Here is a 20,122-nt window from a genome sequence, read left to right on the forward strand (position 1 = left end):
CAACCCCCTGGGGCAAGGCTATTATTTCGCTCCTCAGCGACGTGGGGCCATAGCTCAGCTGGGAGAGCGCCTGCATGGCATGCAGGAGGTCAGCGGTTCGATCCCGCTTGGCTCCACCAATCTTTCGGCATTAGGCCGTCGAAAGGTCGCTAAAGAACATTGATGAGAATTGCGTCCCCATCGTCTAGAGGCCTAGGACATCACCCTTTCACGGTGGCGACCGGGGTTCGAATCCCCGTGGGGACGCCACTCATCACGAACAACGAGGACCCGGCCGATAACCGGGTCTTTTTTGTTCACCGCCTACCGGCATTCAGGCTGTGGCGTTGCGGTTCCCCTGCCCTCGTGGCTGCGGTTGAACCGGAACGAAAAAAGTTGAAAAAAAGCTTCCACAAACGTGAACACGCAGGTATGATAGGCGGCTCGGTAACACGGGGCCATAGCTCAGCTGGGAGAGCGCCTGCATGGCATGCAGGAGGTCAGCGGTTCGATCCCGCTTGGCTCCACCACTTTCGACATTAGGCCGTCGAGAGTTCTACAACTTGAAGTTTTTCGTGCGTCCCCATCGTCTAGAGGCCTAGGACATCACCCTTTCACGGTGGCGACCGGGGTTCGAATCCCCGTGGGGACGCCAGTTTCAAAACGGACTCTGCTCCCGGCAGATCATCCGGAGTTTCATGGGGCCATAGCTCAGCTGGGAGAGCGCCTGCATGGCATGCAGGAGGTCAGCGGTTCGATCCCGCTTGGCTCCACCACTTCGACATTAGGCCGTCGAAGCATCTACAACTTGAAGTTTTCGTGCGTCCCCATCGTCTAGAGGCCTAGGACATCACCCTTTCACGGTGGCGACCGGGGTTCGAATCCCCGTGGGGACGCCAATTCTTGAAAACCCTGGCTTCGGCCGGGGTTTTTCTTTGCCTGCGATTCCCGGGAAGGCCCTGTCCGCGCATGGCGGGGATCCACTGCAGGGCCCGGGTAGATCCACGCCATGCGTGGATGGTTTCACCTCCGCCGCACCTCAGAACCGGCGATACATCCCGATCGACGCCGGTGCTGTCGGCGCAAAACCAAACTGCGCATACAACCGGTGCGCCTCACCATCGGCCAGCAGGCTGACGTATGCCGATGGCGGCAGGTTCGCCTGCATCCAGCCATCCAGGCGCCGCATCACTTCCTTGCCCAGGCCCTGCCCCTGCAGGCGCGGCAGCACCGCGATATCGCAGACCTGCAGGTGGCACCCACCATCGCCGACGATGCGGCCCATCGCTACCAGCTCATTGCCCTGGTAGGCACACACGCCATACAGGGTGTTGGGCAGCGCCCGCGTCGCCGCCTCATGGCTCTTGGCACTGAGGCCGGCCAGCACACGCAGCCGGCAGTAGTCTTCAACCGTGGGGACAGCCTCGCGGAACTGGCAGCTGACGGAATCATTCATGCGGTATCTCCCTGTAGGTCGGGCTATCCTGCCGTATCCACGTCGCAGCGACTGCGACCCAGGCCTGCAGAGTTCCCATGTGCTATTCCGCCCTGATCCGCGCCGACTACGCCACGCTGGTCCGCGAGTTCGGTGCCATCCTGTCGCTGGAGGAGTTCGCCGAACTGTACGCACACGACCCCGGCAAGAAGCGACCGAAAACTCCGAAAGCAATGGATGACGGCTTTGCCGGCGCACGCACCGGACAGGGCCGCGACATCGTCGCGAAGATCCAGCACTGGCATGCACTGGAACGCCAGGTTCTGGAGGCGGAGCTGGCCGGCCAACGCGAGCGCCGCGATATCGCCCATGCAACGCTCGCCACGCGCCCACCCAGAAGGCACGCAACGACCTGCGCGTGGCCGGCAACCGCATCGAACGCGCCCAGGCCCGGCTCGAAGACCTGCACCGGGTCCAACTACTGCCGCGCGACAACCGCATTTTCCCCGGCACCTACGCGCCGGTGATGGTCAGCGAGAACGGCCGCCGGGTGATCAAGCCGATGCGCTACCAGTGCCGGCTGCCCGACAAACCGGCACGCAACGACGTGCTCTACCCCGGCACCTACAACGCACGACGTGACAGCCTGGAAGGCTATTGGCGCGGCGCGTTCGGCCTTCGCCACGGCGTTGTCGTGGTGCGGGCGTTCTATGAGCACGTACCACGCCACGCCATCGCAGGGCGCGCGCTGGGCGCCGCGGAAAAGGAACAGGATGTGGTGCTGGAGTTTCGCCCCGATCCGCCCCGCGACCTGCTTTTGGCCTGCCTTTGGGCGGAATGGGAGGGACCGGAAGGACGCCTGCTCTCGTTCGCCACGATCACCGACACCCCGCCACGCGATGTCGCCGCGGCAGGTCACGATCGCGGCGTGATACCTATCCGCAGGGAACATCTCGATGCGTGGCTCAATCCCGACCCGGACAACCTGGCCGGGCAGTACCGCATCCTCGACGACCGCGAGGACATCCGATACGTGTACGACGAGGCCGGCTGAAGCGCCGTTCTCACGCCGTTGCGCTGGAACGGCCCACCGCACGGGTCAGCGCCCGGGTCAGATCCGCCGACAGGTACGGCTTGACCAGCAGTATTCCGGCCAGCATCGACTCGGGCAACTGCTCAGCCAGCATTCCGGTAGCGAGCACGAACGGTACGCCACGCGCCGACAATGCTGCCGCCACCGGCTCGCTGGTCTCGTTGCGGGCCAGGCGATAGTCCAGCAGGGCCACGTCCGGGGCCGAGTCTTCCAGCATGCGCAATGCCTCAGCCACGCTCGCCGCCAACCCGACCACAGTCGCGCCGGCATGCACCAGCTGCATCTGCAGCAGCGCCGCGCTCATCTCGTCGTTCTCGACCACCAGCACCCTCAGGTCCTGCAACACTGTCATCGGCTATGGCTCCTGGAGGCATTCAAGCCGGCGCAGTATAGCCATCACAGAGCCGATGCCGACAGGAAACGCCCCGATCTGCCTTGCCCCTATGAAAGCCCCACCCTCCTCGGTTACACTCACACGCTGCCTGCCGGTGTGGCGGAATGGTATACGCAGCTGACTCAAAATCAGCCGGGGGTGACCCCATGAAGGTTCGAGTCCTTTCACCGGCACCACAGCATCAAAGGCCAGGTCCTCGACCTGGCCTTTTGCTTTTCAGGCGATGCATGCCCATGTGGCCGCTCCTGTGTCACTGCACTGACGCATAACTGCGACCGCTGACAGGGTTGTCTCTAGACGCAGCGCACACTTTTCTTGCCAGACTCACGTACATCTGCCTATCGTGATCCCGCCGGATCCGGGGGCGGGGGAATGCATGACGCTGCGTGCTGCACTGTTTTTTCTGGTCACGCACGCACTCGTCATTGCCTTGGTCGGCCCGCAGGACCCTGTCGGCTCCTACCTGTTGCTGATCACCGCGCCGCTGCTGGCCGCACTGGCCTGCGTGCGGCGCGCACGTGTCAGCCAGGCGGCCTGCAAGTGGCGGCTGCTCGGCGCGGCCGTCGGCCTGTTCTCACTCGCCCTGCTTGCCCTGCTGTACCGCAATGTGGCCGGCCTCACCCCTGCGCAGATGACCGCCTCGACACTGATCCTGTACGTGTTCTACCGGATCCCCCTGACCTATGTAGCTGCAAGCCCGGGCGGCGGGAACCGCTTCATCCGTGCGGTGGACCTTGCGATCATTGCCCTGCTTTGGCTGCTGTACTACCTGCATACGCGCGCCATGGCGCCTCTCAACACCGCGCTGTGGACGCAGTGCCTGAACACCATGAGCAGCGTGCAGAACAGCCTGGTGTTCTGCTTCGCGCTGATCCGTTTCCTGGCCGAGGACAATCCCGACCGCCGCGATTTCTTCCGCACACTTGCGATCTACGCGCTGGGCTACTTCCTGCTGGCGCTCTACATCAACACCTACCAGCCGCAGACACCTGACGGCGGCTGGGGCGACCTGCTGATCAGCGGGCTGTTCGTGTTGCTGGCCGTCCTGGCCGGCAGCCACCGCCGCTACCCGGCAGTGGAGGTATCCCGCAGCCTGCGGCGCATCGTCGACGCCGGCGTCCCACTGATGCTGCCCTTGCTGCTGATGATGGTGGCGCTGCTGGTCGCGCGCCTGCAGCCAAACCTGGCCACGGTAGGTTTCATCGGTGCGATGCTGGGTTACGCCCTGCGCAGCGTGCTGAGCCAGATCGAGATCCAGCGCCAGCGCGATGAACTGGAAACGCTGGCGCGGCGAGATCCATTGACCGGGCTGGGCAACCGGCGCAGCTTCGATGAGTCGCTGGATGGGGCCCACCGCCGCGCGCGCCGCCAGGGCCAGGGCCTGGCGGTGCTGATGATCGACATCGACCACTTCAAACGGCTGAACGACACCTACGGGCACCCAGAAGGTGATCGGCGCCTGCGTGCCGTCGCCGGCATCCTCGACGGCTGCCTGCAGCGCGGTGACGACCTGCTGGCCCGCTATGGCGGCGAGGAGTTCATTGCGGCCCTGCCATCGCCCGAGGCGATGCACGCGCTGCATCTGGGCGAACGCCTGCGTGCTGCGGTCGAAAGCGCCGCACTGCCTGCTGCCGAGGGCCATGTGACCATCAGCGTAGGCGTGGCCTGGCAGGCCGCCAGCGATGAGTACGCGCCGGGAGACCTGGTCGGCCATGCCGACCAGGCCCTTTACCGGGCCAAGCATGCCGGGCGCAACCGTGTGCACCTTGCCTCGGCCATGCAGCCGTCCGATGAGCCTGTGGGCCCGCGCACCTAGACGATCCGCAGGGTCGCCCCTCCATGCAGATGCCCTGCCCCGTCCTGCACGCGGAAACCGGCGACGGTCTGCAGCAGCTGTGCCGACTGCTCTTCCATGCTGCGCGCCGCCGCCGACGCCTCCTCGACCAGGGCAGCGTTCTGCTGCGTGCCCTGGTCGATCAGGTCAACCGCATGGTTCATCTGCTGGATGTCGTCGCTCTGCTGCTGCGAGGCAGTGCTGATCTCGGTCATCAGATCGCTGACCCGGCGGACGTTGGTCACGATCTCGTCCATGGTCCGGCCCGCGCTTTCCACCTGGGCGGTGCCGGCCCCGACGTTCGCCACCGACTCATCGATCAGATGCTTGATCTCCTTGGCGGCACTGGCCGAGCGCTGGGACAGCTCGCGGATCTCGGTGGCGACCACGGCAAATCCTCGACCATGTTCGCCCGCGCGTGCGGCCTCCACCGCTGCGTTCAACGCCAGGATATTGGTCTGGAAAGCGATGCCATCAATCACCCCGATGATATCGACGATGCGCCGCGAGGAGGCGTTGATCACCGCCATCGTCTCGACCACTTCATGCACCACACTGCCGCCGCGCGCAGCCACATCGGCGGCCCCGCCGGCCAGCTGGCTCGCCTGGCGCGCGTTGGTGGCTGTGCGCTGCACGGTCTCGGCCAACCCCTTCATCGACACCGCGGTTTCCTCCAGCGAGGCCGCCTGCTGCTCGGTGCGCTGCGACAGGTCGCTGTTGCCCTGCGCGATCTCGGTCGCACCCACCGCAATGGTGTCGGCAGCGAACTTGATCTGGCCGATGATCGCGGCCATCGCCTCGACCAGCGAATTCACGCCCTCGCACAGTTCGGCAATGGAACCCTGTTTGTCCGCCGTGGCAACGCGCCGGGTCAGGTCGCCCTGCTTGGCCGCGGCCACCACCTCGCGGGTCTGCGCCACTGCGCGCTGCATCGCCTGGTTCTCATGCACCTGCGCGGTGATGTCGGTTGCGTACTTGACGACCTTGAACGGCTTGCCGTTGAGGTCGAGGATGGGGTTGTAGGAGGCCTGGATCCAGACCTCACGCCCGCCTTTGCCCAGGCGTCGATACTGCCCGGCGTCATACTCGCCACGCCCGAGCTTCTCCCAGAACCGGCGATATTCGTCACTGCTGCGATGGCCTGGCTCGACGAACAGCGAGTGGTGCTGTCCACGCACCTCATCGAGGCCGTAGCCGGTGACTTCGAGAAAGTTCTCGTTCGCCGAGAGAATGCGCCCGTCCATGCTGAATTCGATCACTGCCTGCGATTTGCCGATTGCCGCCAACTGCCCGGCCGAATCGGCCGCCTGCAGCTTCTGTGCGGTGATGTCGGTGGCGAACTTGACCACTTTGTACGGTCGCCCCTGGCGATCCAGCACCGGGTTGTAGGAGGCCTGGATCCAGATCTCGCGCTGGCCTTTGCCGAAGCGTCGATACTGCCCTGCGTCATATTCGCCGCGTCCCAGCCGCGCCCAGAAGTCACGGTACTCGGCGCTGCGCGCCTGCTCGGGATCGACGAACAGGGAATGATGCTTGCCCTGGATTTCCTCCAGCCGGTAGCCCACCGCCTGCAGGAAGTTGTCATTGGCCTGCAGGATGGTGCCATCGAGCGCGAACTCGATGACCGCCTGCACGCGGTGCAGCGCTGCGACCTGGGCCTCGAGTTCGGCACGATCGGTCGCTGCTGGTTCAGTGCCGGTACGGTGCTGCGGGGCCAGGGCGCCCAGCAGCGCGCGCCACGGCGACCAACGGGTATGCAGCTCGGCCGGCGCCTGCGCGCCCGCCGTGAAGCCTGGAATGAGCATTGTCTGATCCTCGGTGTCCGGTAAGCGGTTGCGACCCGACGGGCGGGATGCCCGGCGGCAACTTCAGTTGCTTGGGACTACAGGTGCCTGCGGGCACCCCTCGAGCGGCTGGCAAGAACGTCTGGTGCGGGTGCGATCGGCATCCGGGAGCGGCGGAACACACAGCGCGGGCCGCCCATCGGGGGCAGCCTGGGGTCCTGCAGCGGGCGACTGGAGCGGGATCCAGAGGGGATATCGGCGATGCCGTCGGCCGCTTTAGCGGGATTCCGCGACCTCCGTCGCAACTCCGTGCATTGCAGCAGGAAAGCGATAGATGATCGTTGTGTACTTCACACCCTGTTCACGTGCTGCGGGCTGTCCCCCGAGGGACTCAGCAAGCGAACGGCTGGACCGGTTCTGCTCGGCCACCGGATAGCGGAACGCCGCGCATGACAGTCGCTGCGACGCCGCAGACCACACCGCCGCCACTGCTTCCCGCCCATAGCCATGGCCATGCATTGCTTCAGCGATCCAGATACCCAGTTCGGGCTCTGCATCACCGGTGCGATGCAGGCCGGCCAGTCCCAGGAACACGCCATCCTCGCGCCTGCGGATCACGAACGTGATGTCGCTCCCATCGGCAATGGCAGGCAGCCACGCCTGCCAGACGGCGGCAAATGCCTCCTTTGACGGGGGCGGCTCGAAGGCCATGTAGCGGGTCAACCCGGGGGTGATGCCCGCAAACGCCTCGTCAGCGTCACCGGACGTAAATGGCCGGAGGCACAGCCGCGGACTTTCGATGCTCCAGTGATCGGATGTCATGTTCTGCATTGCCTGGGCACGGAATACAGCATCACTCGGCAGATGGATGCAGCTCAAGGCAAAAAGGTTTGCATGACCAACGGGAGGTCCCCTGCCGGGCGGAAATGGCGAGCATGCAGCGATCCGCAGGATGTTCATCTACAAGGAGATCGTATGTTCGTTCGCCTCACCAGCTTCGTCATCCTCGGCCTGTGCAGCACCGGCGCGCTTGCCGCCGATGCCACCTATCGGCCGGCCTTTCACCCCGACCAGCTGAAGGGGCCGCCCGCAGGCCGCACCAACGAGGTGCTGGTGCTGGGCAGCCCGCATCTGTCCGGCCTGCCGAAGACCTTCACACCGGACATTCTGCAGCCATTGCTGGAGCCTCTGCTCGAGCGCCTGCAGGCATGGCAGCCCAATGCCATCGCCGTGGAGAACCTGTCCGGGCTGCAGTGCGACTTCATGCGCCGCAACCCCACCCGCTACGCGGACAGTGTCGAGACCTACTGCATCGACCCGGCACCGGCCCAGGCCGCGACCGGCCTGGACGTTCCCAGCGCCAATGCCGAGATGGAGCGCCTCCTCGCACAATGGCCGAAAGCCCCTACGCCGGCCCAGCGCCGCCGCCTCGCGGCCGTGTTCCTGGCCGCAGGCGAGAACGGTTCGGCGGTGGTGCAATGGCTGCGCCTGCCCATCGACGAACGTCGCGCCGCAGACAGCCTGACCCCGGAGCTGGTGCAGTTCCTCGACAAACGCATTGCCAGGCGCGACGAGGCCGGCATGATCGCCGGCGTCCTCGCTGCACGCCTGGGCCTGGAGCGCTTGTGGTCGGTCGATGACCACACCGCCGACGCGCCTGTCCCGAAGGAGCAGGAGAAGGCCTATGGCGCGGCGCTTCAGGCGGCCTGGGACAACCCGGCAACCACGGCGCGGTTCGCCGCCGACGAACCGCTGCACGCCAACCTGGCCAAGCCCGACGGCCTGCTTGCGCTCTATCGCGACTACAACGCCCCGGACACGGCGATGACCGTCTACAACAGCGACTTCGGCGCGACCCTGGTCGAGCCGTCACCCGATGCCTTCGGACGCAAGTACCTCGGCTACTGGGAAACCCGCAACCTGCGCATGGTCGCCAACATGCGCGACGTGCTCGGCCAACACCCGGGCACCCGCATGCTCACCATTGTCGGTGCCTCGCACAAGGGCTACTACGAGGCTTACCTCAACCAGATGCACGATGTGCAGCTGGTCAGTGCGGACGCAGTATTGCGTTGACGGGCTGGGTGCCGGCCACCCGCCGGCACTATCCTGCAGGGCCCCATCCACAGGTGCCTGCATGCTCAAGGTCATCGCCGAAGACTTCATACATCCCGATGCCGTGGACACTGTGCTTCCGCTGTACCGGGAACTGGTCGCGTGCACGCAGCGCGAGCCGCTCTGCCTTGGCTATGAACTGTTCGTGGACCAGAAGGATCCCGGGCATTTCGTCTTCATCGAGCAATGGCCGGACCGCGCCGCCCTGGACATCCACTGTGCCAGCGAGCATTTCCAGCGGCTGGTGCCGCAGATCAATGCCTTCCAGCGCGCGCCATGCCGGTTCCTGCTGATGGATGCTGCACCTCAGTAGTGGCGGCACCGTCGCCGTGATCCCGGCGACGGTGCCGCCACAGCACCAGGCTGGCCGCCATCGTGCACGCCAGGGTCAGGGCCAGCAGCGCCACCACGCTTCCCTGCAGCACCGGCAGCATTGCCTGGGCCAGACGGTCCTCACGCACCTCCTCCAGCCGCAGCCAGGCGGCGAGGGTCAGGCACCAACCGACCATGGCCGGGGCGAAGGCGCGCACCGTCATCGGGTTCCAGACATTCATGGGATCACCTGTACGAGAGGAGGTGGGCGGAGTATTCGCGCCCGTCCTCTCACTGGATGAGATCAACCCTCGGCCGCGTCGACGTCGTCGCCTGGCAGCTCGCTGGCCTCGCCCTGCACCTGCACGTTGTTACGGCCCATCGCCTTGGCCCGGTAACACTGGGCATCGGCCGCGGCCACCGCCTGGTCCACGCTCATCCCGCCGGCCAGCGGCGCGATGCCGATGCTGGCCCCTACGCGCAACCGGTTCTGGTCCCACGGAATCGACAGCGACGCCAGGGTGTGCAGCAGCTCACCGCCAATGCGGGCAGCACGACGCGGCGTGCAACCGGACAGGATCACCGCGAACTCGTCGCCGCCCAGCCGCGCCACCACATCCGAATCGCGTACCCCGTGACGCAGAACGCTGGCCACCGCCCACAGCACCGCATCGCCAGCCAGATGGCCCCAGGTATCGTTAATCGGCTTGAACCGGTCCAGATCGATGTACATCAGCGACGCGGCCTGGCCGGTACGTTCAACGCGGGTGATCGCCTGCTGCAGATGCACCTCGAAGCCACGGCGGTTGCTCAGTTCGGTCAGCGGATCGATCTCGGCCAGATGGCGCGCCTCGCGCTGGCGGGCACGCTGCTGGGTATCGTCGCGCAGCACCCAGACCGCGCCTCGCACGTGGCCCTCGTCATCGCGCAACCAGGCGCGGGTCAGGTCCACCGGCACCGTGGCGGCACCCAGGCGCAGCAGCAGGTCGGCATGCAGGTCCACCGCGTTGCTTTCCGGATCCAGCAGTACCGACACGTCCAGCACCGACCCCGGCGCGTACTCGGTGGTCAGCGCCAGCACATCCTGCACCTTGTGCCCGGCCAGCGACAACGCGCCATCGCCGGCCAACGTGCGTACTGCGGCGGCATTGGCGTAGTCGATCCGGCCATCGAGGCTGACGCTCAGCACCAGGTCGGCCACGGCATCCAGGGTGATGCGGCTGCGCTGCTCGCTCTCGAACAGCCGCTGCTCGCTGCTGCGCTGGGCGGTGATGTCCTGGATCTGCGACACGAAATGCACCGGCTCGCCATGCTCGCTGCGCACCAGCGAGACCGACAACCGGGCCCAGATCACCTTGCCGTCGCGATCGAGATAGCGTTTCTCCAGGTGGTAGTGGCTGCGCCGCCCGGCCAACAGGTCCTGCACCAGCGACAGGTCGGTCTGCAGGTCGTCGGGATGGGTCAGGCGCTGGAAATCCACCTGCAGCAGCTCTTCCCGCGGATAGCCGAGGATCCGGCACAGCGCATCGTTTACGTCCAGCCATCGCCCTTCCAGCGACACCAGCGCCATGCCCAGTGCAGCCGAGGTGAACGCACCGGCGAACTTCTCCGCGGACAAGCGCGCCTCGGCTCGCGCCTGCAGGATCTCGGTGATGTCGATGGCCATGCCGACATAGCCGATGCGTGCACCGTCGGCACCGTCCATGCGGCTGATCGACAGGCGTACCTGGCGTGGCTGGCCATCCTTGCGCAGCAGCGTCCATTGCCGCGAATAGGTCTGGCCATCGGCACGCGCACTGAGTGCCTCGAACACGCCTGGCAGATGGCCATCGGCATCGGCCAGCGGTCGCAGCCAGGCATCCAGTTCCTGCGGATCGTGGAAGGCATCCAGCCGGCGCTGGCCGACCACTTCGGCCGCGCTGTAGCCCAGCAGGCGTTGCGCGCCGGTATTGAACAGGGTGATGGTGCCATCGGTATCGGTGGCGATCACCGCCACCTCATCGGAGGCATCGACCACGGCCTGCAGGCGTTGACGGGTCTCGGCCGCATCATGACGGGCCTGCTGCAGTTCGGTCACGTCGGCATGCGCGCCGGCCATCCACAGCGGCCGGCCCTGCCCGTCCCATTCGAAGACGCGGCCACGGTCCTGGATCCATATCCACTGGCCGTTCTTGTGGCGCATCCGCAGCAGGCACGCGTAGTTGTCGGCGCGTCCCTCGAAGTGCTCGTCCAGTGCCGCGTCGGACAGCGCTATGTCATCGGGATGGACCAGCTTCAGGAAGGTCTTCTGGCAGATCGGCTCCAGCTCTTCCAGGCGGTAACCGACAATCTCGGCCCAGCGCGCATTGACCCGCATCTCGCCGGTCTGCACGTTCCATTCCCAGGTGCCCGCAGCGGTGCCATCGATGATCATCGCCAGCCGCCGACGCTCTTCGGCCAGCTCCTGCAGGCGACGCTCCAGCAACCCGTTGCCGTTGGTACCCTGGCCCGCCATCAACGCTCCCTCCGGCCCGCGCAGGCAGGCGTTGGCCGCAGCAATGCGCTGCAGCGTGTAACGAAGACGACGGGTCGTGCTGGCGTCATGGCCCTCCCCAGCGACAGCGGGGGGGCCGAACGCCTCCCCTCCAGCGCAAGTGTGCGCAATCACGAGGAAAACCGACAAGTCCCCCGCCGCGGATCAACCGTGACGGGGGGCACGAACCTCAGCTGCGCTTGGCGCGGGCGAAGGCCTCGGCCAGGGCATTGTTGGCCGGGGGCGCGGACGCGGCAGAACGACCGCCATTGCCCTGGCCCCGGTTCGGCCCACGGTTCTGGCCGCCTGCATCGCGGCGCGGACCCTGCCCCTGGCCGCGCTCATCGCGCTGGCCCGGGCGGCTGGTGGCCTGCCCGGGGGTATCGTCCAGGCGCCGGGTCAGCGCGATGCGCTTGCGCGCCACGTCCACCTCCAGCACCTTCACCTTGACGATATCGCCAGCCTTGACGACGTCGCGCGGGTCCTTCACGAAGGTATCGGAGAGCGCCGAGATGTGGATCAGGCCATCCTGGTGCACGCCGATATCGACAAAGGCCCCGAAGGCGGCCACGTTGCTGACCACCCCCTCCAGCACCATGCCCTCGCGCAGGTCCTTGATGTCCTCGACGCCCTCGGCGAAACGCGCGGCCTTGAACTCCGGACGCGGATCGCGGCCTGGCTTTTCCAGTTCCTTCAGGATGTCGCGCACGGTCGGCACGCCGAAGGTGTCGTCGGTGAACTGTTCTGCCTTCAGGCCACGCAGGAAGCTGCCATCACCGATCAGCGCCTTGATCGGGCGCGCGGTGCTGGCGACGATGCGCTCGACCACCGGATAGGCTTCCGGGTGCACCGCCGAGGCGTCCAGCGGCTGGTCACCATCGGCGATGCGCAGGAAGCCGGCGCACTGCTCGAAGGTCTTCTCGCCCAGGCGCGCAACCTTCAGCAGGTCCTTGCGACGCTTGAACGGGCCGTTGTCGTCACGATGGCGCACGATGTTCTCGGCCACCGTGGCCGACAGGCCGGACACCCGCGACAGCAGCGCGGCCGAGGCGGTGTTCACGTACACGCCCACGGCATTCACGCAGTCCTCCACGCGCGCGTCCAGCGCCCGCGCCAGGCGGTACTGGTCCACATCGTGCTGGTACTGGCCGACACCGATCGCCTTGGGTTCGATCTTGACCAGTTCGGCCAGCGGATCCTGCAAGCGGCGGGCGATCGACACTGCGCCACGCAGCGACACATCCAGGCCCGGGAACTCCTTGGACGCGAACTCGGACGCCGAGTACACCGACGCGCCGGCCTCGCTCACCACCACCTTCTGCAGCTTCGGGTTGGCGGCGGCCTTGATCGCTTCGCCGGCCAGCTTGTCGGTTTCGCGGCTGGCGGTGCCGTTGCCGATCGCGATCAGTTCCACGTTGTGCTTGGCGCACAGCTGCTTGATCGTCTGCAGCGACTGGTCCCACTGGCGGCGTGGCTCGTGCGGGTAGATGGTGTCGGTGGCCACCAGCTTGCCGGTGGCATCGACCACGGCGATCTTGCAGCCGGTGCGGATGCCCGGGTCGAGGCCCAGCACGGTCTTCGGGCCCGCCGGTGCGGCCAGCAGCAGATCCTTCAGGTTGTCGCCGAACACCGCGATGGCTTCGGCCTCGGCCTTTTCGCGGGCCTGGTTGAACAGATCCAGCAGCAGATGGGTGTGCAGCTTGGCGCGCCAGGTCAGGCGACAGGCGTCCAGCAGCCAGCGGTCGGCGGCACGGCCCTGGTCGGCGATGCCGGCCTTGCGCGCCACCCGACCCTCGGCGTACTGGTGGCCGGTCTCGGCGTCACTGCCCGGGTCCAGCTCCAGGAACAGGATCTCCTCGCGGCGGGCGCGGAACAGCGCCAGCAGCCGGTGCGAGGGAATCTTCGCCAGCGACTCGGCATGTTCGAAATAATCGCGGTACTTGGCGCCTTCGGTTTCCTTGCCCTCAGCCACGCGGGCACGGATCACGCCGGTCTCGCCCAGCCAGGTACGCAGTTCGCCGACCAGCGCGGCGTCCTCGCCCCAGCGCTCCATCAGGATCGCGCGCGCGCCTTCCAGCGCGGCCTTGGTGTCGGCCACGCCCTTGTCGGCATCCACGAAGCTAGCGGCAAAGACCTGCGGGTCCCGTGTCGGATCGCCCAGCAGGCCATCAGCCAGCGGCTCCAGCCCCGCTTCGCGGGCAATCTGCGCGCGGGTGCGGCGCTTGGGCTTGTACGGCAGGTACAGGTCTTCCAGCCGGCTCTTGGTATCGGCCGCCAGGATGTCGTTGCGCAGTTCGTCGCTGAGCTTGCCCTGCTCACCAATGCTGGCCAGCACCGCCGCGCGGCGTTCCTCCAGCTCACGCAGATAGGTCAGGCGTACTTCCAGGTTGCGCAGCTGGGTGTCGTCCAGGCCCCCGGTCACTTCCTTGCGGTAGCGGGCGATGAACGGAACGCTCGCGCCCTCGTCAAGCAGGCCGACGGCGGCGCGTACCTGGGCGGACTGGGCACCGATCTCGTCGGCGATGGTCTGGGCGATCTGCTGGGCGAGCGCGCTCTGGGCGTTCTTGGCGTCGTGCATTGCTTCAGGTCTGTGCCGCGTTACGGGAAGACCCCATTCTGGCAATCGACGATGCAGCCGGACAAGGCATTGACAGGGGGCAAGGTTCAGCGGCGAGGCCGGAGTGGACGCCGGCATCCTGGCGGAGAGAGGGCTCGGACTGGCCCGCGGCTGGGATGCCGGCGCGGGCGCGCGATGGTGGGCGCGCCCTGCCGCGTGTTGCGAAGGTCAGCGGTAGTGGCGGGCGGCGCGCTGCATGACGATGTCGTCACGCATGCCTTCCAGGGCCATCAGGCGGACCTTGCCGACACCCTGCAGTTCCATGAACCGCTCCGTGTAGAACTCCGGCCCCAGCGCGGTATCGGCGCGGGATTTGCTGAAGCCGTAGGGCACCACGCCCTTCTCGCCATCCTTGCTACCACCGACATAAAGAACGATTGCCATGTGATGTCTTCCTCCAAATTGCTACTGCGTACTGCACTCGATGAGCGATGCTGCGAGCTCATCGAGGGAGAGCTTACCGCGTCGAACCTGACTGGAACGTCACGAAGGCTAATGACGATCGGTTGCATGCAGATGACTGCGGGATCGCAGCAGAATGCTTACGGATCTTTAACTTTCGCCTAACGAATCCAGGTGTGTTCCCGCCAACGGCGCAGCCCCTCGTGGCTTGGTCGCGAAATGCGCTTCATGTGATTGGGTCGGTCGGGGTGGGTTCGCGGGACACGCCGTAAACCCGTCCATGGGGGCTCGATGGCGCCATCCATGGCGCCAACGGTCCCGCGAACCCACCCCGGCCGACCCCCGACAGTTTTCGGGCACGTCCAGCCACGGAAAAGAAAAAGAAGATCAAAGGCAAAAGCGGCCTGGCCGGCTGATTTGTTGCTTCCTGTAGAGCCAAGCCATGCCCCGCTCGCGAGCAAGCGCAGCGCGCGACCCGCTTCTGCTGTTCTTTTTCTTTACCGTGGGTGGTACAGGCCTCAGCCATCTGTCAGAGGGCGGTCGGGTTGGGTTCGCGGGGGTGTCCGCGGCATGGATGCCGCGGCCAAGCCCCCATGGATGGGTTTACGGCGTCCCCCGCGAACCCAACCCGACCGACCAGCGCGAAGGTTTTGCATTTGGCGACCCAGCATCACCGCCCACGAGGGGCTGCGCCGTTGGCTGGAAACTACGGCCACCAACCACGCCCGAACCGGGCGAAATGATCGGCCGCCCGCTCGAACGGATTCCGTGCACTCACTCCGCCGCACAGCAGGTACACCGGCAGGTACAGCGGCCCCAGCACCATGTACTGGTACACGTGTGCGCGTTCGTGGTCGTCCAGCCGGATCAGCGGCTCCACGCCCCAGCCCGCCTGATGCGCATAGGTCCGGCAGGAAATGCCCAGGTCATGCCCGGTGTGCAGGATCACATTGCCCAGCGTGATCGCCCCGCCCGGCCCCCACGGCCAGCGGTCGAACACCAGCGCACAGTCCCGCCCGCTCCAGCGCGGCGTCGCGCCGCCGAGCATGCCGGCCAGGCCGCCGATCACGCCGAGCAGGGAGTTGGGGGACGTCCAGAGCGCGCCCAGTACCTGCAGCGCGCGCAGCCAGACCGTCCAGGGCTGCTGCGCAGTCTTCAATCGGCCTCGTTCGGCATCAGCAGCCACAGGATCAGGTAGACCAGGATGCCGGGAAAAGCTGCAGAGGCCAGCGACAGCAGCACGTAGATCACCCGCAGCAGCGTGACATTCCAACCGAAGCGATGGGCGATGCCACCCATCACGCCGGCAATCATGCGGTCGTTCAATGAACGCGACAGCGTCTTGGGCGTGGTGTTCATGGCGGTGTCTCCTCAGCTTGCGGGCAGAACCAGTCGAGCATGGGTCGAATCTACACCGCCCCCATGTCTACGGCGTGCGTTGGCGCAGGGCCTGCAGGCGCGCACCGAACCAGGCGGCTGCGGTCTGTTCAGGCTGCCCCGGGCAATGGATGCGGTAGGGCTTGCCGCTCATGCTGCTCTGGCTGGCCGCGCGCTCGATGAACTGCTCGGCACTGTCCACCTGGTTCTTCTTCAGCAGGTAATCGTACTTGCGCTGCAGGTGCGCACGCGCCTCGGCGGCGTCATGCCAGCTGCCATTGCGCTGGAACCGGCACTGCGAGCCATCGAGGCTGGAGATCAGCTGGGCGATCTCGCGCTGTGCCTGCGGGCCGGGGGCGGCGTGGGCCACAGGCGCTGCCAGCAGCAGCGCGGCAAGCAGCATCGAAATCCGTTGCGACATCATCATTCTCCATGCAGTCGAGCATGGCTCGACGCTACAAAACCGAAGCAGGCGTTACGCGTCACGCGCCTTCAGCCAACCATCGATCGTCGCCGGCACTTCGCGCTGCGCGCGGCCGGACACGTAGATACCGATGTGGCCACCACGGAAACTGGATTCAGTGTAGTCGGTGGTGCCCAGTCGCCCACGCATCGCGCGCGAGGCATCCGGCGGCACCAGATGGTCCTGTTCGGCGTAGATGTTCAGCACCGGCAGGGTCACTTTCGCGAGATCCACTGCTTCCTCGCCGATCCGCACCGTGCCCTTCACCAGCCCGTTGCCCTGGTAGAACTGCTTGATGAAGTCACGGAACGCTTCACCGGCCAGGTCCGGCGAGTCGAAGATCCACTTCTCCATGCGCAGGAAATCCTCCAGCGCCGCCTTGTCATCAAGGATGTCGAGCAGGCCGACATACTTCTGCACGTTCAGGCGGAATGGCTTGAGCATCAGGTAGCTGGCATTCATCAGGTCGGCCGGAATGTTGCCCAGCGTGTCGACCAGCAGATCCACGTCCACCTGCCGTGCCCAGTGCGAGAGCATGTTGTCGGCGGTCTGGAAATCAACCGGGGTGACCATGGTGATCAGCTTGCCCAGCTTCTGCCGGCGCAGTGCCGCATAGCACAGCGCGAACACGCCACCCTGGCAGATGCCGAGCAGGTCCACCGGGCCACCGCTGCGCGCGCGCAGCGCATCCACCGCGCCATCGATGTAGCGCAGCAGGTAATCCTCCAGGGTCTGGAAGCGCTCGGAGCGGTCCGGGTAGCCCCAGTCCAGCACATAGACGTCCTGGCCCAACGCCAGCAGCTTCTGTACCAGCGAGCGGTCGGCCTGCAGGTCCACCATGTAGGGCCGGTTGACCAGCGCATAGACAATCAGCAGTGGCGTGCGGCGGGTGGGTGCCTGCTCGCCTACGAAGCGGTACAGCACCACCTTGCCGTCGCGCCAGACTTCCTCGCGGGCAGTCACGCCATAGTCCACGTCTTCAACCTGCGGCAGCAGCTTCAGCCCTTCCATCAGCTTGCGCTGCATGGCCAGGGTTTCCTGCATCAGGTCATCGGCGTTGAAGCCCAGCGGTCCTTTCATCGGGCACGCGCCCGCGAGGTGGTGCGTGCGGCAGCCTTCTTCGCCGGTGTTTTCTTCGCGGCCGGCTTGTTCGACGGCGCGGCCTTCTTCGCGGCTTTGCGCGCGGCCGGCTTCACCTTCGCCGGCGCCGGCTGCGACACCGGATCCACCGCGGCGGTCCCCGCCAGCACCGCCACCTGTGCCTGCAGGCGGCGAAGGCTGCGCTCCAGCTCGGCAATGCGGCGATGCGCAGCGTCCATCTCGCTGCGGGTCGGCAGACCGATGCGTTCACTCATCTGTTCCACCTCGCGCTGCAGGCCGGCGCGCAGGCGCATCTGCGCGTTGCCCAGCGCGGCATACACCTGCTGGAACGGCTCGGACATCGCAACCTTGGCGTAGGCTTCCTCCGCCACTTCAATCCACAGGTCGAACATCGCGCGGGCGCTGGTCAGCTGGCTGCCCGGTTGTTCGTGCTCCGCCAGGCGCTGCTCGAACAACGCGAAGGCTTCGTCCAGCGCCTGCTTGATCTGATCGACGTAGGCACGCGAGTGCTGCTGGTATTCCTCCTGCGCACGCAGCAGGGCCTGCCAGCGCGCCTGGTGTTCGCGGCCGGGCCCGAACGCCGGGCTCTGCAGCCACGGGCCGGCCTGCAGCTGGAACTGCTGCAGCCACGCGGCGAATTCGGGCACGGCGGCGCCGGCCTGGGTGCTGCCCCGCGCGCCCTGCAGCATCCACTGCAGCATGCCGTCGCCCTGCCCCTGCACCGCCTCGCGCCAGGCGTGGGCCACATCGGCGCTGCTGGCATCGCGTCCAGCGAAGCGTGCCGCCACTTCCTGCATCGTGCCGTACCAGCTGCCGGCCTGTTCGCGGAAACGGCGCACGGCATCTTCCGGCGCACCCTGCCCCTGTTCGGGCAACAGCTGGCCCCACCAGTCAAACAGGCGCTGCCAGCTGCCGGGGTCATCGCCGGCCGGTGCACCGGGCGTGGTCGCATGGCGCAGGGCATCCCCCCAGGCACCGAAGTACTGCCGGGCAAGGGTCTCGAAATCGCTGCTGCCGGCGTCGTGGGCCGAGCTGGTCATCGCAGGCCTCCGCAGGGCTGGCTCATGGCTTGGGAATGCGCAGGGTCTTGCTGATCATCAGCGACCCGGACAGGGCGAACAGCAGCACCATCGGGTGCAGCTGCCAAGGGCCGATCTGCCACTGGCCAAACCAGAGGTCCTGGCCGATGGCATCGGTACCGGCGGCGATCGCCAGCACGATCACCAGCACCAGGCTGGTCGGGATCGGAGTGCCCTCGAAATACTTGACCTTGCCCTCGTCGCCGGCCAGCGCCTCGGCGGTGACGTTGTAGCGCGCCAGGCGGCTGACGCCGCAGCACACGAAGTAGCTCAGCACCAGCCAGTCCCAGCCGCCCTGCATGCCGCACGCATAAGCCAGCGCCGCCGGCGCCACGCCGAAGGAGATCACGTCCGACAGCGAGTCCAGCTCGCGCCCCAGGGTGGAGCTGGATTTGCGCCAGCGCGCGATGCGCCCGTCAAGGGCGTCGAAAATGAAGGCCAGCGGGATCAGCGCCATGCCGAACAGCAGGTAGCCGCGCTCGCCGTCCTGCAGGAAACGCATCGCGGCGAACACCGCACCGGTGCCGCAGAAAGCATTGGCCAGGGTGAACCAGTCGGCCAGCTGGAATTCGCGCAGCATCGAGAAGTGACGTTTCATGGGGTCTCACGGAGCATCAAGGCCCACAGGTTACCGCGAGCACCGCCATGGGTGACAGCGCCCGCCAGGCCGATTCTTCACCATGCCCTCACCTATCCTCACCAGCGGTGAATTTTTCGCCACCCATCTTGACAGCCTAGGGGGGTGGCGCCTGTCGCGGCTTATCCACAAAGTTGCCCACGCGTAATCCACACCCCCTGTGGACAACCAGATCTCACCGACTGCGACGCTGGACATTTCCTCATCACCCTGCAGCGGGGTTTTCCTACTTCCCAAGCCGCAAGGTCAGCGTTATGGTCACCGGCGGACCCGCCGCCGCCACGTCCGAATCTCTTCGATGGACGACGACGATGCTGGATGCTTCCACCCTGGCCGCGCAGCTGCGGCAGCCCCATGGCGACGCCGCGCTGGCGGTGGCCGACTCGATGAACCGCAGCAACGCCACGCTCAACCACGCTGCAATCGGGCTGCTGGCCGTCGGCACCGGCGAACGGGTCCTGGAGATCGGCCCAGGCAATGCGGCCTTCGCGCCATTGATGCTGCAGGCCAGCGGCAGCCACTATCTCGGCATCGAGCTGTCCACGGCCATGGTCGAGGCCGGCAACCAGCGGCTGGCCAGCGCCGGCCTGGGCGACCGGGCGGCAATGCGGCTTGGCGATGCCCATGCGCTGCCGGTGGACGAGGCGTCCATGGATGCCGCACTGGCGGTCAACACCCTGTACTTCTGGCCGAACCTGGCCCCGGTGCTGGACGAGCTGGCGCGCGTACTGCACCGGGGAGGCCGGCTGTGCCTGGCGTTCGGCGATGCCAGCTTCATGCGCGGTCTGCCATTCGCCGCCGACTTCCAGCTGCATGAGCTGGACGCGGTGGAGCTGGCGCTGCGGGTATCGGGCTTCCATGTCTCGGCCTGGCGCAGCCATCGCGAAACCGCCGCCGGCAATGACGGGCAGACGCGGGAGAAGCATTTCCACCTGCTGCTGGCGCATCGGCGCTGAAGTGGTAGAGCCGGCCGCTGGCCGGCTGCCTC

General features: G+C 66.4%; 18 protein-coding genes, 7 tRNA genes and 1 pseudogene. 12 read left to right on the plus strand and 14 right to left on the minus strand.

The annotated features are described in order from the left end of the window. The first annotated feature begins 43 nt into the window (after window positions 1-43). The 6 genes from ACZK4H_RS13140 (at window position 44) to ACZK4H_RS13165 (ending at window position 878) form a co-directional block, all read left to right on the plus strand. A tRNA-Ala gene (locus ACZK4H_RS13140) sits at window positions 44-119 on the plus strand. 54 nt (window positions 120-173) lie between these two features. After that, window positions 174-249 (plus strand) — tRNA-Glu (locus tag ACZK4H_RS13145). Between the two features lie 184 nt (window positions 250-433). After that, window positions 434-509: transfer RNA gene (locus ACZK4H_RS13150), tRNA-Ala, on the plus strand. Window positions 510-558: 49 nt separating this feature from the next. Continuing rightward, window positions 559-634 (plus strand) — tRNA-Glu (locus ACZK4H_RS13155). A gap of 45 nt (window positions 635-679) precedes the next feature. Beyond that, a tRNA-Ala gene (locus ACZK4H_RS13160) sits at window positions 680-755 on the plus strand. A 47-nt stretch (window positions 756-802) separates the two neighbouring features. Continuing rightward, a tRNA-Glu gene (locus ACZK4H_RS13165) sits at window positions 803-878 on the plus strand. Between the two features lie 140 nt (window positions 879-1,018). Here the strand turns inward: ACZK4H_RS13165 and ACZK4H_RS13170 are convergent. Beyond that, window positions 1,019-1,435 carry a GNAT family N-acetyltransferase gene (locus tag ACZK4H_RS13170; RefSeq protein WP_099553174.1) on the minus strand — a complete coding sequence of 139 codons (417 nt, stop codon included), beginning with the start codon at window positions 1,433-1,435 and terminating at the stop codon, window positions 1,019-1,021. Between the two features lie 77 nt (window positions 1,436-1,512). Between ACZK4H_RS13170 and ACZK4H_RS13175 the strand changes: the two are divergent. Continuing rightward, window positions 1,513-2,468 (plus strand): annotated as a pseudogene (locus ACZK4H_RS13175) (SOS response-associated peptidase family protein). Window positions 2,469-2,478: 10 nt separating this feature from the next. On the opposite strand, the gene ACZK4H_RS13180 reads toward ACZK4H_RS13175, so the two are convergent. Beyond that, window positions 2,479-2,859 carry a response regulator gene (locus tag ACZK4H_RS13180; protein WP_049427448.1) on the minus strand — a complete coding sequence of 127 codons (381 nt, stop codon included), beginning with the start codon at window positions 2,857-2,859 and terminating at the stop codon, window positions 2,479-2,481. A 132-nt stretch (window positions 2,860-2,991) separates the two neighbouring features. Between ACZK4H_RS13180 and ACZK4H_RS13185 the strand changes: the two genes are divergently transcribed. Together ACZK4H_RS13185 and ACZK4H_RS13190 are read left to right on the plus strand one after the other, a co-directional pair. Next, window positions 2,992-3,077, plus strand: a tRNA-Leu gene (locus ACZK4H_RS13185). Between the two features lie 200 nt (window positions 3,078-3,277). Next, window positions 3,278-4,717 carry a GGDEF domain-containing protein gene (locus ACZK4H_RS13190; protein ID WP_099553124.1) on the plus strand — a complete coding sequence of 480 codons (1,440 nt, stop codon included), beginning with the start codon at window positions 3,278-3,280 and terminating at the stop codon, window positions 4,715-4,717. Here the strand turns inward: ACZK4H_RS13190 and ACZK4H_RS13195 are convergent. Both ACZK4H_RS13195 and ACZK4H_RS13200 read right to left on the minus strand, forming a co-directional pair. Further along, window positions 4,714-6,540 carry a methyl-accepting chemotaxis protein gene (locus tag ACZK4H_RS13195; protein WP_099553123.1) on the minus strand — a complete coding sequence of 609 codons (1,827 nt, stop codon included), beginning with the start codon at window positions 6,538-6,540 and terminating at the stop codon, window positions 4,714-4,716. The two genes, ACZK4H_RS13190 and ACZK4H_RS13195, sit on opposite strands and share 4 nt — an antisense overlap. Before the next feature lie 255 nt (window positions 6,541-6,795). Then, the gene (locus ACZK4H_RS13200; RefSeq protein WP_239503836.1) at window positions 6,796-7,479 is read right to left on the minus strand and encodes a GNAT family N-acetyltransferase; all 684 of its coding nucleotides are present in this window, start codon (window positions 7,477-7,479) and stop codon (window positions 6,796-6,798) included. A 15-nt stretch (window positions 7,480-7,494) separates the two neighbouring features. On the opposite strand from ACZK4H_RS13200, the gene ACZK4H_RS13205 reads away from it, so the two are divergent. Continuing rightward, complete coding sequence (locus tag ACZK4H_RS13205; RefSeq protein ID WP_099553121.1) at window positions 7,495-8,595, plus strand: DUF5694 domain-containing protein; 1,101 nt, start codon at window positions 7,495-7,497, stop codon at window positions 8,593-8,595. A gap of 61 nt (window positions 8,596-8,656) precedes the next feature. Then, entirely contained in the window at window positions 8,657-8,947 is a 291-nt protein-coding gene (locus tag ACZK4H_RS13210; RefSeq protein WP_099553120.1) for a putative quinol monooxygenase, read from the plus strand. Here the strand turns inward: ACZK4H_RS13210 and ACZK4H_RS13215 are convergent. The 10 genes from ACZK4H_RS13215 to ACZK4H_RS13260 all read right to left on the minus strand — a co-directional run bounded on the left by ACZK4H_RS13215 (window position 8,889) and on the right by ACZK4H_RS13260 (window position 19,095). After that, window positions 8,889-9,188 (minus strand): hypothetical protein, encoded by a 300-nt coding sequence (locus tag ACZK4H_RS13215; RefSeq protein ID WP_099553119.1) that lies wholly within the window; start codon window positions 9,186-9,188, stop codon window positions 8,889-8,891. The genes ACZK4H_RS13210 and ACZK4H_RS13215 overlap by 59 nt on opposite strands. Window positions 9,189-9,250: 62 nt before the next feature. Continuing rightward, the gene (locus ACZK4H_RS13220; protein WP_099553118.1) at window positions 9,251-11,440 is read right to left on the minus strand and encodes a PAS domain S-box protein; all 2,190 of its coding nucleotides are present in this window, start codon (window positions 11,438-11,440) and stop codon (window positions 9,251-9,253) included. A 208-nt stretch (window positions 11,441-11,648) separates the two neighbouring features. Continuing rightward, a complete protein-coding gene (locus ACZK4H_RS13225; RefSeq protein ID WP_478472980.1) occupies window positions 11,649-14,036 on the minus strand; it encodes a Tex family protein in 2,388 nt (795 codons plus the stop codon). Window positions 14,037-14,243: 207 nt separating this feature from the next. After that, window positions 14,244-14,459 carry a hypothetical protein gene (locus ACZK4H_RS13230; RefSeq protein WP_005417149.1) on the minus strand — a complete coding sequence of 72 codons (216 nt, stop codon included), beginning with the start codon at window positions 14,457-14,459 and terminating at the stop codon, window positions 14,244-14,246. Between the two features lie 724 nt (window positions 14,460-15,183). Continuing rightward, the gene (locus ACZK4H_RS13235) at window positions 15,184-15,636 is read right to left on the minus strand and encodes a hypothetical protein (RefSeq protein ID WP_099553116.1); all 453 of its coding nucleotides are present in this window, start codon (window positions 15,634-15,636) and stop codon (window positions 15,184-15,186) included. Next, the gene (locus ACZK4H_RS13240) at window positions 15,633-15,836 is read right to left on the minus strand and encodes a PspC domain-containing protein (RefSeq protein WP_099553115.1); all 204 of its coding nucleotides are present in this window, start codon (window positions 15,834-15,836) and stop codon (window positions 15,633-15,635) included. Before ACZK4H_RS13240 ends, ACZK4H_RS13235 begins: the two co-directional genes overlap by 4 nt. Window positions 15,837-15,903: 67 nt before the next feature. Next, complete coding sequence (locus ACZK4H_RS13245; RefSeq protein WP_428843492.1) at window positions 15,904-16,278, minus strand: YfeK family protein; 375 nt, start codon at window positions 16,276-16,278, stop codon at window positions 15,904-15,906. A 51-nt stretch (window positions 16,279-16,329) separates the two neighbouring features. Continuing rightward, window positions 16,330-17,397 carry a class III poly(R)-hydroxyalkanoic acid synthase subunit PhaC gene (gene phaC, locus ACZK4H_RS13250; RefSeq protein WP_099553113.1) on the minus strand — a complete coding sequence of 356 codons (1,068 nt, stop codon included), beginning with the start codon at window positions 17,395-17,397 and terminating at the stop codon, window positions 16,330-16,332. Beyond that, on the minus strand, window positions 17,394-18,458 hold the full coding sequence (phaE, locus tag ACZK4H_RS13255) for a class III poly(R)-hydroxyalkanoic acid synthase subunit PhaE (RefSeq protein WP_099553112.1): 1,065 nt from the start codon (window positions 18,456-18,458) through the stop codon (window positions 17,394-17,396). Before phaE ends, phaC begins: the two co-directional genes overlap by 4 nt. A gap of 22 nt (window positions 18,459-18,480) precedes the next feature. After that, on the minus strand, window positions 18,481-19,095 hold the full coding sequence (locus tag ACZK4H_RS13260; RefSeq protein WP_049429661.1) for a CDP-alcohol phosphatidyltransferase family protein: 615 nt from the start codon (window positions 19,093-19,095) through the stop codon (window positions 18,481-18,483). Window positions 19,096-19,388: 293 nt separating this feature from the next. On the opposite strand from ACZK4H_RS13260, the gene ACZK4H_RS13265 reads away from it, so the two are divergent. Further along, window positions 19,389-20,090: a class I SAM-dependent methyltransferase gene (locus tag ACZK4H_RS13265; RefSeq protein WP_099553111.1), complete on the plus strand. Its 702-nt coding sequence runs from the start codon at window positions 19,389-19,391 to the stop codon at window positions 20,088-20,090. Window positions 20,091-20,122 lie beyond the last annotated feature (32 nt).

Source organism: Stenotrophomonas sp. 78350_Sma (assembly GCF_056482105.1).